The following is a 15,840-nucleotide window of genomic DNA, read 5'->3' as shown; positions in this document are numbered from 1 at the left end:
GGGGAGGCGCGGTGCAGCCGAGGAGGCGCCGCGTGGGTGGATTGCGCAGGCGCGAGCGGGGAGGCGCATCGCGTCCGAGGAGGCGCGGTGCGGGCAGACGGGGGAGACGCGCGTAGCGTCGACCCTCCGACCGCAGGAGGAACCGCATGACCACGACCGTCCATCTCGAGGTGCACTTCGACGCCGACAAGCTCGACCTCGCCCGCGACATCGTCCGAGAGACGCTCGTCGCGACCCGTGCCTGGCCGGGCTGCCAGGACCTCGTGGTCGTCGTGGACGACGACGACCCGACGCGCGCCATCGTCGTCGAGACCTGGGCGACGGCCGCCGATCACGAGGCTTACGTCGCGTGGCGCGCGACGCCCGAGGGTGCCAACCGCCTGCCCGAGGTGCTCGTCGAGCCGCCGACGACGCGCTCGTTCTCGACGACGATCCCGCTCGACGCGTAACGCCTCCGCACGGACCACGATCCGGACCCGGCGCCGACGCTCAGCGCCGGTGCCGGGCGCGCAGACCAGGTGCCGGGCGCGCAGACCCGGCGCCGGCTCAGACGTCGAGCAGACCGCGGATGTCGTCGGCGGTGAGCGCCGAGCTGAAGACCGCGTCGTCGTCCATGACGGCGTCGAACAACTGGGCCTTCTTCTTCTGCAGCGCCAGCACCTTCTCTTCGATGGTGCCGTTCGCGATCATCCGGTACACCATGACGTTCTTCGTCTGGCCGATGCGGTGCGTCCGGTCGACGGCCTGCGATTCGGCCGCGGGATTCCACCACGGGTCGAGCATGAAGACGTAGTCGGCCTCGGTCAGGGTCAGCCCGAACCCACCGGCCTTGAGGCTGATCAGGAACGCGGGGGCGTCGCCGGTCTTGAAGCGCCGGATCACCTCGGCCCGTCGACGCGTCGACCCGTCGAGGTACTCGTGGGCGATGCCCCGCTCGTCGAGCCGCGCGGCGACCCGCCCGAGGAACGACGTGAACTGACTGAACACGAGCGCGCGGTGCCCGCCCGCCACGACGTCGTCGAGCTCGTCGATCAGCTGGTCGAGCTTCGCCGACGGGATGTCGGCGTAGGCCTCGTCGAGCAGCGCCGCGTCGAGTGAGAGCATGCGCAGCAGCGTCAGCGATCGGAAGACGATGAAGCGGTTGCGGTCGAGGTCGTCGATGAGGTCGAGCAGCTTCAGGCGCTCGCGCTGCAGGAAGGTGTCGTAGAGCTCGCGATGCGCGGGCGCCAGATCGACGCGGAGCACCTGCTCCTGCTTCGCCGGCAGGTCGGCCGCCACCAGCTCTTTCGTGCGGCGGAGGAGGAGCGGGCGGATCCGCCGACGCAGCCGGTCGAGGTGCTCGGGTCGCCCGCCGGCCTCGATCGGCTTGACGTAGCTCTCGGTGAACGCGCTCGCCGTCGAGAGCAGACCCGGGGCGACGATGCGGAACAGCGACCAGAGATCCATCAGGCTGTTCTCGAGCGGAGTGCCCGTGATGGCGATCGCGACCCGGGCGTCGAGCTCGACGGCGACACGGTGCGCCTGCGACGCCCGGTTCTTGACGAACTGCGCCTCGTCGAGCACGAGCGCCGCCCAGGCGTGCGCCTGGTAGGCCGCGGCGTCGAGTCGGAACAGCGCGTACGAGGTGACGACGACGTCGGGCACCGGCCCCGCGCCTCCGTCGAGGGCGGTCGCGAGCGCGCCCCGGCTCTTCCGCTCCGTCTCGGTCACCCCGTGCACGACGAGACCCGGGGCGAACCGGGCCGCTTCGAGCACCCAGTTCGCCACGACCGAGGTCGGCGCCACGACGAGGAACGGCCGCCGCTCGGCAGGGTCCTCCGTCTCGCGCACGTGCGCCATCAGGGTGAGGGTCTGCAGGGTCTTGCCGAGACCCATGTCGTCGGCCAGCACCCCGCCGAGCCCGTGCTCGTAGAGGAACGCCAGCCACTCGAACCCCTCGCGCTGGTACGGCCGCAGGGTCGCGTCGATCGACGCGGGCACCGCCGGGGGAGTCGTGACGAGCCCCGACCCGTCGCCCTCGCCGTCACCACCGCCCTCGCCCCGCTGCGCGAGCGCCAGGAGCCCGCCCACGGCCGAGCGCCACCGGTCGGCCTGCACCGTCTCGTCGGCGAGGTCGTCGATCTCGGCCCAGAGACCCGCCTGGTACCGGTTGATGCGCGGCCCGGTCTCCCATTCGTCGAGCGAGGCCGCCTCGTCGAGCAGGCGCTTCAGCTCGTCGAAGACGGGCGAGCCGAGCGAGAGGTACGAGCCGTCGACCAGCAGCATCTTGCGCTGCCGCTTGGCGATCGCCGTGAGGAGCGGCACGAGGGGCAGCGTGCGCCCCTCGACGGTGACCAGCACCCCGAGGTCGAACCAGTCGCGCTTGTCGGTCTCGATCGTCGTCACGGTCAGATGCGGCTCGTCGGTGAGCTCGCGGTAGTCGGGCCGCGTGCCGACGAGGTCGACGACGACGTCGGCTCGGGCTTCGAGCGCCGGCAGCACCTCGGCGGCGAACTCGGCCGCCGCGACCCCGGTGAGAACCGTGTCTCGAGGAGGCGCGGCGAGCTCGTCGAGGGTCGGCACCGGACCGTGGGCGTCGAGGGGCAGCCGTCGGCCGTCGATCGACCAGCCCCACGAGAGCCGCAGCGTGTGCGACCTCTCGAAGCCGACCGTGAGCAGGAGGCTCGGCGGCACGATCTCGGGCAGCTCGACGGACGAGTCGGAGCTGACCACGTCGACGCTGCGGCGGAGCGCGGGGTAGAAGTCGGTGAGGAACTCGGCGGTCTCGGCGGCCGGCACGAGGATCTCGGGGGTGAGGGTCAGCAGCCGACGCTCGTCGGCGCCGAGCGGCGCGGCCGTCGGAGCCAGCACCACCGAAAGCGCCCGCGACGTCTCGGCCGTCCACACCCCGTGGTCGCCGACGACCCCCGCGATCGGCGCGCGCCCGGTCGAGCCGTCGATCGAGACGCCCGCGGTCAGCAGCACGGCCCCATCCGCGGCGCGGGTCGCGTCGACGGTCACCTGCGCCTGCTCGCCGATCGTCACGTCGGTCGCGCGCTTGCCGGTGACGAAGGCCACCCCCAGTCGCGAGGCCTCGGCGAGCAGCGGCCAGAGCAGCGGGCTGGCGAAGTCGTCGAGGTGCAGCCAGTCGGCGTCGCCGGGCACGTAGGTCGCGACGACCGATCGGTGCAGGGCCGCGAACTGACCGAACCAGGCGTGCTGATCGGGGTCGACGGCGAGACGGTTGAGCTGGTACGGCAGCGACGTCCAGGTCAGGGAGCCTCTGACCCAGTTGCCCGTCGCACTGAGCGTGACCGGTCGCACGCCGAGGCGGGGCGGCATCGATCGACCCGTGCCACCCGGCGGGCGTCGGCCGCCCGGTCGTGGGGCGGGAGCCCGGTCGCGCACCTCGAACAGCAGCCCCATGCCGGTCGTTCGAGCCGAGGAGGCGCGGGTCGACCGACCGAGGGAGCCCACGACCGATCGCCAGTCGCCCGGGTCGACCGCACCCGTCGGCGACCATGCGCTCGACGCCGAGGTGATCTCGCCCAGGGCGGACCCCGCCAGGCCGCCGGGCTGCAGCGCACCCGACGGCAGCGCACCCGACTGCAGCCCGCCGCTCGACGCCCCGCGTCGCTGCAGCAGGGCCGCGGTGTTGCTCTGCAGCAGCACGGCCGCGATGTGCTTGCAGTCGCCGCCGATGGGGCAGCTGCAGGTGCTGCGCAGCGGTCGGCTGTAGTCGCCCCGGCCGGCTCGCACGACGATCTCGCTGAGGTACGGGGTGGCCTCGGTGCCCTGCACGGTGCCGGTGATGCGTTCGTCGGCGGGGTGCCACGACGTCTCGGTGACGGCACCCGTCGCCGCGTACTCCTTCGCCCGGTTGAAGGCCATCGGCCCGACGAGTCGGATGATGTCGACGGCGTCGATCAGCGGCGTGAGAGGGGAGAAGTCGGCCTCGGCCCCGTCGTCGCCCATGCCGTCCGTGTGGTCCATGCCGACCATGATGTCAGCAGCCACCGACGCCGAGAGCGTCGAGGGCGGGCCCTGTGGAGAGCCCGCCCCGAGGGGTCGTGCGCGGCCGCGAGACCGGGACGATCAGGCGGGGACGGCGACCGGCCCGGTCTCCGTCGAGATCCCGGCCCGCGCCTCCTCGTCCGGTGCCTGGGGCGCACGTCGGCGGAACAGCAGCGCGGCGATGACGGCGCCGACGGCGAAGAACCCGGCTCCCCACCAGTACGCGGTCGCGTAGCCCGCGACGGCGGCCTCGGCGGCGACCGCACCCGTCGTCGACGTGCTGTCGATCACATAGTTCGCCGTGGCCGTGGCCGCGAGGGTGTTGAGGAGCGCGGTGCCGATCGATCCGCCGACCTGCTGGCTGGTGTTGACCATGGCGGAGGCGACTCCGGCGTGCTCGCGATCGACGCCGAGGGTCGCGGTCTGGATCGACGCCGGCATGATCGACCCCATGCCGAAGCCGAGCACCATCAGCGCGGGCAGCACGTCGCCGGCGTAGCCGCTGTCGAGATCGAGCCTCGTGAGCAGCAGCATGCCGATCACGCCGAGGGCCATGCCGAACGGCACCATGATCTTCGGACCGAAGCGCGGCACGAAGATGTTGGTCGACAGCTGCGCGGCGAGCACGAGCATGCCGATCATCGGCAGGAACGCGAGACCCGTCTGCGTCGGCGTGTAGCCGAGCGAGGTCTGCAGGTAGTACGTGACGAACAGGAAGATGCCGAACATGCCGGCGCCCGCGATGGTGACCGAGCTGTACGCGGCGCCCCGGTTGCGGTCGAGCACGATCGACATCGGCAGCAGCGGGTGCTCGGCACGGCGCTGCCAGAGCACGAAGGCGGTTAGCAGCACGACGGCCGCGACGAGGAACCCCCAGGTCAGAGGTGAGCCCCAGCCCTCGTTCTCGGCGTTAGAGAATCCGTAGACGAGCGAGAACAGCGCGGCCGAGACGAGCACGGTGCCGGGCACGTCGAGCTTCGGGCGCGGGCCCGTGCGGGTGATGTGCGAGACGAAGACCGCGGCGCCGGCGATGGCCACGACGGCGATGACGACGTTGATGTAGAGGTTCCAGCGCCAGGAGGCGTACTCGGTCAGGAACCCGCCGAGCAGCAGGCCGATCGCCCCGCCGGCGCCGGCGATCGCGCCGAAGACGCCGAACGCGCGGGCGCGCTCCTTCGGCACGGTGAAGGTCGTGGTCAGCACGGCGAGCGCGGTGGGGGCGAGCAGTGCGCCGAACGCGCCCTGCAGCGCTCGCGCGAAGACGAGCAGCCCGAAGCTGTCGGCGGCGCCGCCGAGGGCCGAGGCGAGCGCGAAGCCGATCAGGCCGACGATGAAGGTGCGCTTGCGGCCGATCAGGTCGGAGATGCGGCCGCCGAGCAGCAGCAGGCTGCCGAAGGCGAGCGAGTAGGCGGTGATGATCCACTGCCGGTCGCCGTCCGAGAAGCCGAGGTCGGCCTGGGCGGCGGGCAGCGCGATGTTGACGACGGTCGAGTCGAGCACGACCATCAGCTGGGCGAGGGCGACGGTGGTGAGGGTCCACCAGCGGCGGGACGAGGAGGCGCGGGTCGCGTCGCCAGAGAGCGGAGAGGTCCGAGACATGGGCGCGAGCATATACGAGTCTCGTCGGTTTCGGATATGCCCGGTCTCGCAAACTCGCGAGGTAGAGTCACCGGCATGACCGATGCACCGACGCCCGGCCGCCCGGGGCGGAAGCGCGATCACAGCCGCGACCCCGAGATCCTCCGCTGCACCATCGACGTGCTGGCCGAGACGGGCTTCGAGGGCATGACCATCGAGATGGTCGCCGCCCGCGCCAAGGCCGGCAAGGCGACGCTCTACCGCCGGTGGGCGTCGAAGGGCGAGCTCGTCGTCGACGCGGTCGCCTGCCTGAAGCAGGGCGCGGTCGATCTCGACGACCTGCCCGACACCGGCACCCTCCGCGGCGACCTCGTCGCGATGATCAAGCCGCAGAGCATCGACGAGGCCGAGAAGAAGATGCGGGTGATGGCCGGGGTCGTCACGATGCTCTCGACCACGCCCGAGCTGGCCGACGCCGTCGACAGCGCCATCGTGCAGCCGCGGGCCCAGGCCAATCGACTGCTCATGCGCCGCGCCCTCGAGCGCGGCGAGATCGACCCCGGTACCGACATCGAGTCGCTCGCGCTCGTCACGCCGTCGATGGTCTCGTACCGGGTGCTCGTGCTCCGCAGGCCCGTCGACCGCGACTTCCTGATCTCGCTGATCGACGGCGTGCTGCTCCCCGCCGCCGGAGTGCGGCAGCCCGCCGACGCCTGACCGCGGGCGCGACGGCACCGCGCCTCCTCGGCACCGCGCCTCCTCGGCACCGCGCCTCCTCGGCACCGCGCCTCCTCGGCACCGCGCCTCCTCGGCGCCGCGCCTCCTCAACTTCTTGTGAATTCCTCACGTAACCCGCCCCAACGGTGTCTCTGAGCCCTAGGGTCGGGCCATGACTGCGGAGTTGACGCTCGGGGCCGAAGAGGAGCTGCATCTGATCGACGTCGCCACGGGGCGGTTGTCGACGAGGGCGCCGCACCTGCTGAGCCGCCTGCCCGCCGACCGGTTCGGCGCCGAGCTGCAGCGCTCGACCATCGAGACGAACGTGCCCGTCGTGCGGACGCTGAGCGACCTCCGTCGCGAGATCGTCGAGCTGCGCCGCGAGGTCGCCGAGGTCACCGCCGCCGAGGGTCTCGCCGTCGCCGCCGTCGGCACGGCGCCCCGGTCGGAGTTCGCCGACTTCGAGCTGACCCCCACCGGGCGCTACGGGCGCATGCACGAGCAGTACCGGCTGCTGGTCGACGAGCAGCTGATCTGCGGGCTGCAGATCCACGTGGGGGTCGCCGATCGCGACGTCGCCGTGCGGATCGCCGGTCGCGTGGCCCCCGTGCTGCCCGCCCTCCTGGCGCTGTCGGCGAGCTCGCCGTTCTGGAACGGACAGGACACCGGCTACGCGAGCATCCGGTCGATCATCTGGCAGCGCTGGCCGAGCGCCGGCGCCACCGGCCCGATGCGCGACGCCGCCGAGTACGACCGCCTGCTCGACGACCTGATCGCCTCGGGCGTCATCGCCGACGCGAAGATGGCCTACTTCGACGTGCGGCCGTCCTCGCACGCGCCGACCCTCGAGCTGCGCACCTGCGACGCCTGCCCGCTCGTCGACGACGCCGTGCTGATCGCCGGGCTGTACCGGGCGGCCGTCCGGCACGCCGAGCTGGACGTGCTCGCCGACCGGCCCTACGAGCTCCGCGCTCAGCCGCTGCACCGCGCGGCGATGTGGCAGGCGGCGCGGGCGGGCCTCTCGGGCGAGCTGCTCGACCTCGACGCGCACCCGTCGCGCCTGCCGGCCCGTGACGCCGTCCGCGCGCTCGTCGAGCACCTCCGGCCCCAGCTGGAGGAGCTCGGCGACTACGACGACGTGCGCGACCTCGCCGAGGCCACCCTCGCCCGCGGCAACAGCGCCGACCGGCAACGCGCCGCCTTCGCCGAACGGGGCGAGCTCGACGACGTCGTGGCGCAGGTGCTCGACGAGACCCGGGGCCCCGCCGCCGGGCGTCGCGCCGCCGTGCCGACCCTGACCGGCTACCGGCTCCGGGCCGGAGACGAGGCGATCGGGCCCGGGCTGCAGCCCCGCGCCGCCTACGCCGACATCGCCGCCTTCTTCGTCGACCTCGGCGCGGAGGGCCTCCGCGAGCGCGTCGCCCACCGGGACCGCTGGGCCGAGGAGGCGCGGGTCGGCCCCGTCGTCGACGGTCACGAACGCGAGTTCCGCGGCGACCTCGTGCCCCGCGTCGTCGGCCGGCACGAGTGGGCGCGACTCGAGGCGGGGCTCACCCAGCGCGCCCGAGCCATCGAGGCGTTCCTCCGCGACGCCTACGGCGACCGCCGGGTGGTGGCCGACGGCGTCCTCGCCGAGCACCAGGTGGTCGGCGCCTCGGGCTGGCGCGACGAGGCGACCCGGCTGCCGGCCGACGTCGTGCGCGCGCCCCTCCAGGGCTTCGATCTCGTCCGCACCGAGTTCGGCTCGTGGCGGGTGCTCGAGGACACCGTGCGCTCGCCGGGCGGCGCCGCCTTCTCGCTCGCCGTCCGCGCGATGCTCGACGCGGTCGTGCCCGACGCCCCTCGACCGGCCGGGCTGCTCGACCCGACGACCGTGTTCTCGATGCTGCGACGGACGCTGCTGGCGCACGCCGCGCCTCCTCGGCCCGTCGACGGCGACCTCGCAGGCGACCGGGATGGCGACCTGGGCGGCGACCGCGATGCCGACCGCGAGCGCGTCGCGGCCCTGCTCAGCGACGGACCGGGCAGCTCGGGCTGGTACGAGCACCGGGTGCTGGCCGACGGCGCCGGTCTGCTGCTCGTGCGACCGGGCGATCTGATCGTGCGCGACGGGCTCGTCGTCGAGCGGGCGACCGGCACGGTGATCGACGCCGTGTACGTGCGCCTCGACGGCGAGCTGATCGACGCGGCGTCGCCCGACGACGACCGGCTCGGCGAGCACCTGATCGACGCGGCCGTCGGCGGGGGAGTCGTGCTCGCGAACACCCCCGGCACCGGTCTCGCCGACGACAAGTCGATGTACTGCGCCGTGCCCGACCTCATCGCCTACTACCTCGGCGAGAAGCCGCTGCTCGAATCGGTGCCGACCTACCGACCCGGCGACCCGGCCGAGCGGGTCTCGGTGCTCGAACGGGTCGGCGAGCTCGTCACCAAGCCCGTCGACGGCCGAGGAGGGCACGGGGTGCTGATCGGACCGTCCGCCTCGGCCGCGGCCGTCGGCGCGCGCCGGGTCGCCATCGCCGCCGACCCCGCGCACTGGGTCGCCCAGGAGGTCGTCCAGCTGTCGTCGCACCCCACCCTCACCGCCACGGGGCTGCAGCCGCGGCACATCGACCTGCGCTGCTTCGTGCACGTCACCGGGCTCGGCGAGGGCGAGAGCGCGCTCGCCGACCTGGCCCTCACCCGGGTCGCCCCGGAGGGCAGCATGGTGGTGACCGCCGAGCAGGGCGGCGAGCTGAAGGACACCTGGATCGTCGGACCCGAGGAGGCGCGCGAGGGGGAACCCGTCGACGCGCGGTCGTGACGGGGTCCGTCCGTCGCCGCCGACCTGTCAGACTGGGCGCGGACACCCCGCGGGGTGTCGTGCCTCACCGGATCACCGACGCTCCGATGACGACCTCCTGACTCGACATCGCTCGAAAGTGATCGGCCCGTGCCTGCATCCCCGCCCTCCGAGGGCCCGCGCGACGTCTTCCGTCTCGCCTCGCTCGACGCCCTGCTCTTCGACCTCGACGGGGTGCTGACACCGACCGCCGAGGTGCACATGCGCGCCTGGTCGCGGCTGTTCACCGAGTACTTCGAACCCCGAGGGCTCGCGCCGTACACCGAGGCCGACTACTTCGAGCACGTCGACGGCCGCCCGCGCTACGACGGCGTGCGCGCCATGCTGGCCGCCCGCGGCGTCACCCTGCCCGAGGGGTCGGACGACGACGGGCCCGACGTCGAGACCGTGCGCGGTCTCGGCAACCGCAAGAACGCCGCCTTCGCGGCGGAGCTCGACGAGAACGGGGTCGCGCCGTACCCGGGGTCGGTCGAGTTCCTCGACCGGGCGATCGCGCTCGGCATCCGCGTCGCCGTCGTCTCGAGCTCGCGCAACGCCGTGCCCGTGCTCGAGGCCGCCGGTCTCCGCGACCGCTTCGACGTCATCGTCGACGGCGTCGTCGCCGCGGCGGAGGGCATCACGGGCAAGCCGGCCCCCGACACCTACCTCGAGGGCGCTCGCCGTCTCGGGCTGACCGCCGCCGACTGCGTCGTCGTCGAAGACGCCCAGTCGGGCGTCGAGGCCGGTCGTCGCGGGGCCTTCGGCCTCGTGCTCGGCGTCGACCGCGGCACCGGGGCGCAGACCCTGCTCGACTTCGGGGCCGACGTCGTCGTCGACGATCTCGCCGAGGTCGTCGGGAGCCTCGGATCGTCGCGGACGCGGGCCGACGCGCCCTCGGACCCACCGCCTCCTCGAATCGCTCCGAACACCGACCACGACATCAGCACCAGCCCGCGAGAGGACCAGCCGTGAACCACATCACGTCCGACCCGCTCGACCGCCGCCGGTTCCCGGTCGACGAGTGGGCCCTGATCGAAGACGAGTACCACCAGGGCGACGAGGGTCGCACCGAGACGGTCTTCGCGGTCGGCAACGGCTACCTGGGTCTCCGCGGCAACCCCGACGAGGGGCGCGGCGGGCACTCGTTCGGCACGTTCATCAACGGGTTCCACGAGACGTGGCCCATCCGCCACGCCGAAGAGGCCTTCGGATTCGCGCGGGTCGGTCAGACCATCGTCAACGTGCCCGACGCCAAGGTGATCCGCCTCTACGTCGACGACGAGCCGTTCGTGCTGTTCGAGGCCGACATCCTCCGGCACTGCCGCCGCCTCGACTTCCGCGACGGCGTGCTCGTCCGCGAGATCGAATGGCGCACCCCCTCGGGCAAGCAGGTGCTCGTCACCAGCCGCCGCCTGGTGTCGTTCGAGGAGCGTCACCTCGCCGTCATCCAGTACGAGGTGACGGTGCTCGACGCCGACGCGTCGCTGCTGATCTCGAGTCAGATCCTCAACCGCCAGGACATGGGCGACGAGTACCACGCCGGGATGCGCGCGGCGGCCGACGCCTTCGACCCGCGACGGGCCGAGTCGTTCGACGACCGCGTGCTGCAGCCCGAGCTGCGTCGCAACGGCGGGTCGCGCGCCATCCTCGGCTACCGCACCACCAACTCGGGCATGACCCTCGCCGTCGGCGCCGACCACGTGCTCGAGACCGAGAACGGCTGGGACGAGTCGTCGCAGATCGACGACGACATCGCGAAGCACGTCTACCGCGTGCGCGCCAAGGCCGGTCAGAAGGTCACGCTGACCAAGACCGTCGCCTACCACACGTCGCGCGGGGTGCCGCCGCGCGAACTGGCCGATCGCTGCGACCGCACCCTCGACCGCATCGCCGATCAGCCCATCGAGAACGTCTTCGCCGAGCAGCGCGCCTGGCTCGACGACTACTGGGCTCGCAGCGACGTCGAGGTCGCCGGTCAGCCCGAGGTGCAGCAGGCCATCCGCTGGAACCTCTTCCAGCTGGCGCAGGCGACGGCCCGCACCGACGGCCAGGGCATCGCCGCGAAGGGCGTCACCGGCTCGGGTTACGGCGGGCACTACTTCTGGGACACCGAGATCTACGTGCTGCCGTTCCTCACGTACACGTCGCCGAACGTGGCCCGCAACGCGCTGCGGTTCCGGCTCGGGATGCTCGACGCGGCACGCGACCGCGCCGTCGAGCTGAACCAGCGCGGGGCGCTGTTCCCCTGGCGCACGATCAACGGCCTCGAGTCGTCGGCGTACTACGCCGCCGGCACCGCGCAGTACCACATCGACGCCGACATCTCGCATGCCCTCAGCCAGTACGTGCAGGCGTCGGGCGACCAGGACTTCCTCGAGCGGGGCGCCGTCGACATCCTCGTCGAGACAGCCCGTCTCTGGGCCGACCTCGGCTTCTGGCGGTCGAACGGCGATCAGCGGTTCCACATCGACGGCGTCACCGGGCCCGACGAGTACACGACCGTCGTCGACGACAACCTGTACACGAACGTCATGGCCCGGGCGAACCTCCGGGCCGCCGTCCGCACGGTCACCTGGCTGGCCAAGGAGTCGCCGGCCGCCTACGACCGGCTCGTGGCGCGCCTCCGTCTGGAGGACCACGAGGTCGACGGCTGGAGCCTCGCCGCCGAGGCCATGCACATCCCCTACGACGAGCACCGCGGCATCCACCCTCAAGACGCGCAGTTCCTCGACAAGGAGCTCTGGGACCTCGACGCCACGCCCGAGAACAAGCGCCCCCTGCTGCTGCACTACCACCCGCTCGTGATCTACCGCTTCCAGGTGCTGAAGCAGGCCGACGTCGTGCTGGCGCTCTACCTGCAGGGCGACGAGTTCACCGCCGAGCAGAAGCTGCGCGACTTCGAGTACTACGACGCGCTGACGACCGGCGACTCGACCCTCTCGGGCGTCGTGCAGTCGATCGTCGCGGCCGAGGTGGGGCACCACCAGCTGTCGCAGCAGTACTTCCTGTCGTCGCTCTTCGTCGACCTCGCAGACCTGCACAACAACACCTCCGACGGGGTGCACGTCGCCTCGACCGGCGGCATCTGGAGCGCGCTCGTCAACGGGTACGGCGGCATGCGCGACTGGCTCGGCCGCTTCAGCTTCGACCCGCGTCTGCCCGGGGAGTGGACCGAGCTCACGTTCCGGGTGCAGATCCGGGGCAGCCGCGTGCGCGTCGACCTGGCCCAGCACGAGATCGTCTTCACGATCGAGACCGGCGGCGAGGTCGAGCTGTGGGTGCGCGAGCAGGGTTTCACGGTCACGCCCGAGGCGCCGGTGCGCATCGCACTCGACGACCAGGGGCCGCGCATCACCACCAAGGTGCCGACGACGAACGACCTGCGCGGGCTGATGCGCGCCGACGGGTCGGTCATCACGGCGTCGATCCCGACGATCAGCGTCGACCGGTACGAGACGGACGACGAGGCGGGCGCCTAGGCACCGCTCCGTCTCGCGCGGGTGCGTCGGTGGTCAGAAGATGTCTCTCGCGGCGCGTGGAAAGGCCTTTTCTGACCACTCGAGCTCGGGGGCGGGCGTCAGCCGGGCGGAGTGCGGGCGTACGCGTCGCCGGGTGCATCGGTGGTCAGAAGATGTCTCTCGTGGCGCGCGGAAGGGCGGTTTCTGACCACCCTGGCTCGGGGGTGGGCGTCAGCCGGGCGGAGTGCGTAGGCGAACGCGTCGCCGGGGTGCGTCAGTGGTCAGAAGATGTCCTTCGTGGCGCGCGGAAGGGCGGTTTCCGACCACTCGAGCCGGGGCGGGCCGGAGGCTCGCTCAGAAGGGGCCGGCGGCGGCAGCCAGGGCCTCGAAGAGGGCGGTCGCATCGTCGTCGCGACGCTTGACCGAGGCGCCGATCGTCCCCGTCGGGGGCCGCAGCTCGCCATCGACGCGCGTCCCGCCGTCGACCGCCGTGAACGTCAGTCGGAACGCCACGTCACCCGTCGCCGTCGCCGACCGGCGAGACAGCACGGCCCCGTCGTCGTCGACGCTGGTCACGGTGAACGACGGGCTCGTCTGCACCGCCCGACGCACCAGCGCGGGGACCATCGTCGGAGGAAGACCGAGCACCAAGGAGGCGCGGGTCAGCTCCGCATCTCCCCGCTCGACCCGAGGACCCTTGGACTCGCGAGAGCTGCTCATGCGCACAATCTAGCGCGGGCGTTCCCCACCGCCACCTCCGCTCCATGAACTGCGTCCGCGAAGCGGGCCACTCCTCCCCATGAACCGCATTCGCGAAGATGAACCGCGATAGATCGCGGTTCATCTTCGCGAACGCGGTTCATCGCAGCGCACCCGGCCCGTCGGGCCGCACCTCGCCCGTCGGGCCGCACCTCGCCCGGCGGACTAGCGTCGCGCGCATGGCCTCCGAATCGACGACCCTGCGGGTGGGCGACCGCGACGTCCGGGTCAGCAGCCCCTCCCGGGTGCTCTGGCCCGACCTCGGCGTCACGAAGCTCGACCTCGCCCGCTATCTCGTCGAGGTGGGTGCGCCGTTCGTCGAGGCGAACGGCGACCGACCGATCTCGCTGCAGCGCTTCGGCGGCGACGTCGACGGCGACCAGTACTTCTCGAAGAACCCGCCGCGCGGCACCCCCGACTACGTCCGCGCCGTCGACGTCACGTATCCGAGCGGGCGCGTCCACCCGCAGCTCGTGATCGACGAACCCGCCGCCGCCGTCTGGGCCGCGCAGATGAACACCCTCGTCTTCCACCCGTGGGCGTCGCGCGCCGAGCAGCCCGATCTGCCCGACCAGCTGCGCATCGACCTCGACCCGCAGCCGGGCACGGGGTTCGACGACGCCGTCCGCGCCGCTCTCGACCTCCGCGAGGTGCTCGCCGAGGCGGGACTGACCGCCTTCGTCAAGACGAGCGGCAACCGCGGGCTGCACGTCTTCGCACCGATCGAACCCGAGCACGAGTTCCTCGTGGTGCGGCACGCGGTGATCGCCGCCGCCCGCGAGCTCGAGCGTCGCGCCCCCGACCGCATCACCACCGCCTGGTGGAAGGAGCAGCGCGGCGAGCGCATCTTCGTCGACTACAACCAGGCCAATCGCGACCGGACCATGGCGGGGGCCTGGTCGCCTCGGGCGCTGCCCCGCGCCTCCGTCTCGCTGCCCGTCGGCTGGGACGATCTGCCGACCGTCGACCCGGCCGAGCACACCGTGCTGACGGTGCCCGACCGGCTGCAGCGGCTGGGCGACCCGTGGGCGGGCATGCACGACAGCCCGGGCCGCATCGACACCCTGCTCGGCTGGTGGGAGCGCGACGTCGCCGACGGTCTCGGTGAGCTGCCGTTCCCGCCCGACTTCCCGAAGATGCCGGGCGAGCCGCCCCGCGTGCAGCCCAGTCGCGCCCGCACGCCCGCAACCGACTGACCCGCCCGCTACCGGGCCGAGGAGGCGCGCGGAGCCCAGGAGGCCCGGGTCGCCTCCCGAGGAGGCGCGCGGAGCCGAGGAGGCGCGGTTCGGCAACAGAGGAGGCGCGCGGAGCCGAGGAGTCCCGGCCCCCCCGGGGAGGCGCGGCGCGCCTACCCGAGCACGTCGCCGAGGTCGTACGCGGCCGGCACCTCCAGCTGGTCGAAGCCGCACGAGCGGGCGTCGCGATCGGGCCGCCAGCGGGCGAACTGCACCGTGTGGCGGAACCGCGACCCCTCCATCTGGTCGTAGCGGACCTCGACGACCCGCTCGGGCCGGAGCGGCACGTACGAGACGTCCTTGCCCGACGAGAACCGGCTCCGTTCCGTCTCGGCGTGCGACACACCGCCGTCGGCGTCGCGGGCCACGAGGGGTTCCAGCTCGGCCACGAGCTCGAGGCGACGGGCGTCGGAGAACGCCGACGCGCCTCCTACGTTCCTCAGCTCGCCGTCGGCGTCGTACAGGCCGAGCAGCAGCGACCCGACCCCGGCTCCGCTCTTGTGCACCCGGTAGCCGAGCACGACGACGTCGGCCGTGCGGTGGTGCTTGATCTTGAGCATGGTGCGCTTGCCGGGGGAGTACGGGGCGTCGAGGGGCTTCGCGACGACCCCGTCGAGCCCGGCGCCCTCGAACTCGGCGAGCCAGCGGCGGGCGAGATCGACGTCGTCGGTGGTGCGGCTGACGTGCAGCGGCCCGGTGCCGGTCCCGCCGCCGACGGTCTCGACCAGCAGGGCGCGACGTTCGCCGAACGGCGCGTCGACGAGCTCGCGGTCACCGAGGGCCAGCAGGTCGAAGGCCATGAAGAGGGCGGGGGTCTCGACCGACAGGGTGGCGACCCGGGACTCCGCGGGGTGGATCCGCGCACCGAGCGCCTCCCAGTCGAGCCGCTCGTGACCCGGCTCGCCGGTGCGGACGACGATCTCGCCGTCGAGCACGCACGGACCGGGCAGCAGCTCGGCGAGCGACGCGACCAGCTCGGGGAAGTACCGGGTCAGCGTCTTCGAGCCGCGGCTGCCGATCTCGATCTCGAGGGCGGGGCGGTCGGTACCGCCGCGCGGGGCGACGGCGTCGGTCGCACCGCCGGGCTGGTCCGCGTCGGGGTATCGGGCATAGACGATGCCGCGGAAGCCGTCCCACTTCGGCTCGTACGACAACCCACCCGGCACCGAGTCGGGCTCGGGCACCTCGGCGACGGCCTTCGCGAGCATCGGAACGACGGGATGAGCGGCGTCGGGGATCATCACCCGAGTGTGCTCCGGTCGCGCACCTAAGGTGAGGG

Annotated in this window: 10 protein-coding genes; 6 read left to right on the top strand and 4 right to left on the bottom strand. The window is 72.5% G+C overall.

Annotated features, from left to right (window positions below; translation table 11 throughout):
• The first annotated feature begins 146 nt into the window (after positions 1–146).
• Positions 147–449 carry a putative quinol monooxygenase gene (locus ACZ6JE_RS09340; RefSeq protein ID WP_192060508.1) on the top strand — a complete coding sequence of 101 codons (303 nt, stop codon included), beginning with the start codon at positions 147–149 and terminating at the stop codon, positions 447–449.
• A gap of 97 nt (positions 450–546) precedes the next feature.
• Here the strand turns inward: ACZ6JE_RS09340 and ACZ6JE_RS09335 are convergent, their stop codons facing one another.
• Together ACZ6JE_RS09335 and ACZ6JE_RS09330 are read right to left on the bottom strand one after the other, a co-directional pair.
• Positions 547–3,996, bottom strand: coding sequence for a DEAD/DEAH box helicase (locus tag ACZ6JE_RS09335; protein WP_464318779.1), 3,450 nt, complete (start codon positions 3,994–3,996; stop codon positions 547–549).
• A 78-nt stretch (positions 3,997–4,074) separates the two neighbouring features.
• Positions 4,075–5,592, bottom strand: a complete 1,518-nt coding sequence (locus ACZ6JE_RS09330; RefSeq protein WP_464318778.1) for an MFS transporter — start codon at positions 5,590–5,592, stop codon at positions 4,075–4,077.
• A gap of 75 nt (positions 5,593–5,667) precedes the next feature.
• On the opposite strand from ACZ6JE_RS09330, the gene ACZ6JE_RS09325 reads away from it, so the two are divergent.
• From ACZ6JE_RS09325 to ACZ6JE_RS09310, 4 genes are all read left to right on the top strand, one after another.
• A complete protein-coding gene (locus ACZ6JE_RS09325) occupies positions 5,668–6,288 on the top strand; it encodes a TetR/AcrR family transcriptional regulator (protein ID WP_320477281.1) in 621 nt (206 codons plus the stop codon).
• Positions 6,289–6,460: 172 nt separating this feature from the next.
• Positions 6,461–9,091, top strand: a complete 2,631-nt coding sequence (locus ACZ6JE_RS09320; protein WP_464318777.1) for a glutamate--cysteine ligase — start codon at positions 6,461–6,463, stop codon at positions 9,089–9,091.
• A 129-nt stretch (positions 9,092–9,220) separates the two neighbouring features.
• On the top strand, positions 9,221–10,081 hold the full coding sequence (locus ACZ6JE_RS09315; RefSeq protein WP_464318776.1) for an HAD family hydrolase: 861 nt from the start codon (positions 9,221–9,223) through the stop codon (positions 10,079–10,081).
• Positions 10,078–12,588 carry a glycoside hydrolase family 65 protein gene (locus tag ACZ6JE_RS09310; RefSeq protein ID WP_192060503.1) on the top strand — a complete coding sequence of 837 codons (2,511 nt, stop codon included), beginning with the start codon at positions 10,078–10,080 and terminating at the stop codon, positions 12,586–12,588. Before ACZ6JE_RS09315 ends, ACZ6JE_RS09310 begins: the two co-directional genes overlap by 4 nt.
• Before the next feature lie 333 nt (positions 12,589–12,921).
• On the opposite strand, the gene ACZ6JE_RS09305 is transcribed toward ACZ6JE_RS09310, so the two are convergent.
• A complete protein-coding gene (locus ACZ6JE_RS09305; RefSeq protein ID WP_192060502.1) occupies positions 12,922–13,287 on the bottom strand; it encodes a hypothetical protein in 366 nt (121 codons plus the stop codon).
• 218 nt (positions 13,288–13,505) lie between these two features.
• Here ACZ6JE_RS09305 and ligD point away from each other — a divergent pair, with 218 nt between their 5' ends.
• Complete coding sequence (gene ligD, locus ACZ6JE_RS09300; RefSeq protein WP_464318775.1) at positions 13,506–14,522, top strand: non-homologous end-joining DNA ligase; 1,017 nt, start codon at positions 13,506–13,508, stop codon at positions 14,520–14,522.
• A gap of 152 nt (positions 14,523–14,674) precedes the next feature.
• Here ligD and ACZ6JE_RS09295 read toward each other — a convergent pair whose 3' ends face one another.
• Complete coding sequence (locus tag ACZ6JE_RS09295; RefSeq protein ID WP_464318774.1) at positions 14,675–15,802, bottom strand: ATP-dependent DNA ligase; 1,128 nt, start codon at positions 15,800–15,802, stop codon at positions 14,675–14,677.
• Positions 15,803–15,840 lie beyond the last annotated feature (38 nt).

The sequence above is a fragment of the Frigoribacterium sp. AC759 genome (assembly GCF_979256015.1).
This window is presented reverse-complemented; position numbering and strand designations above follow the sequence as displayed.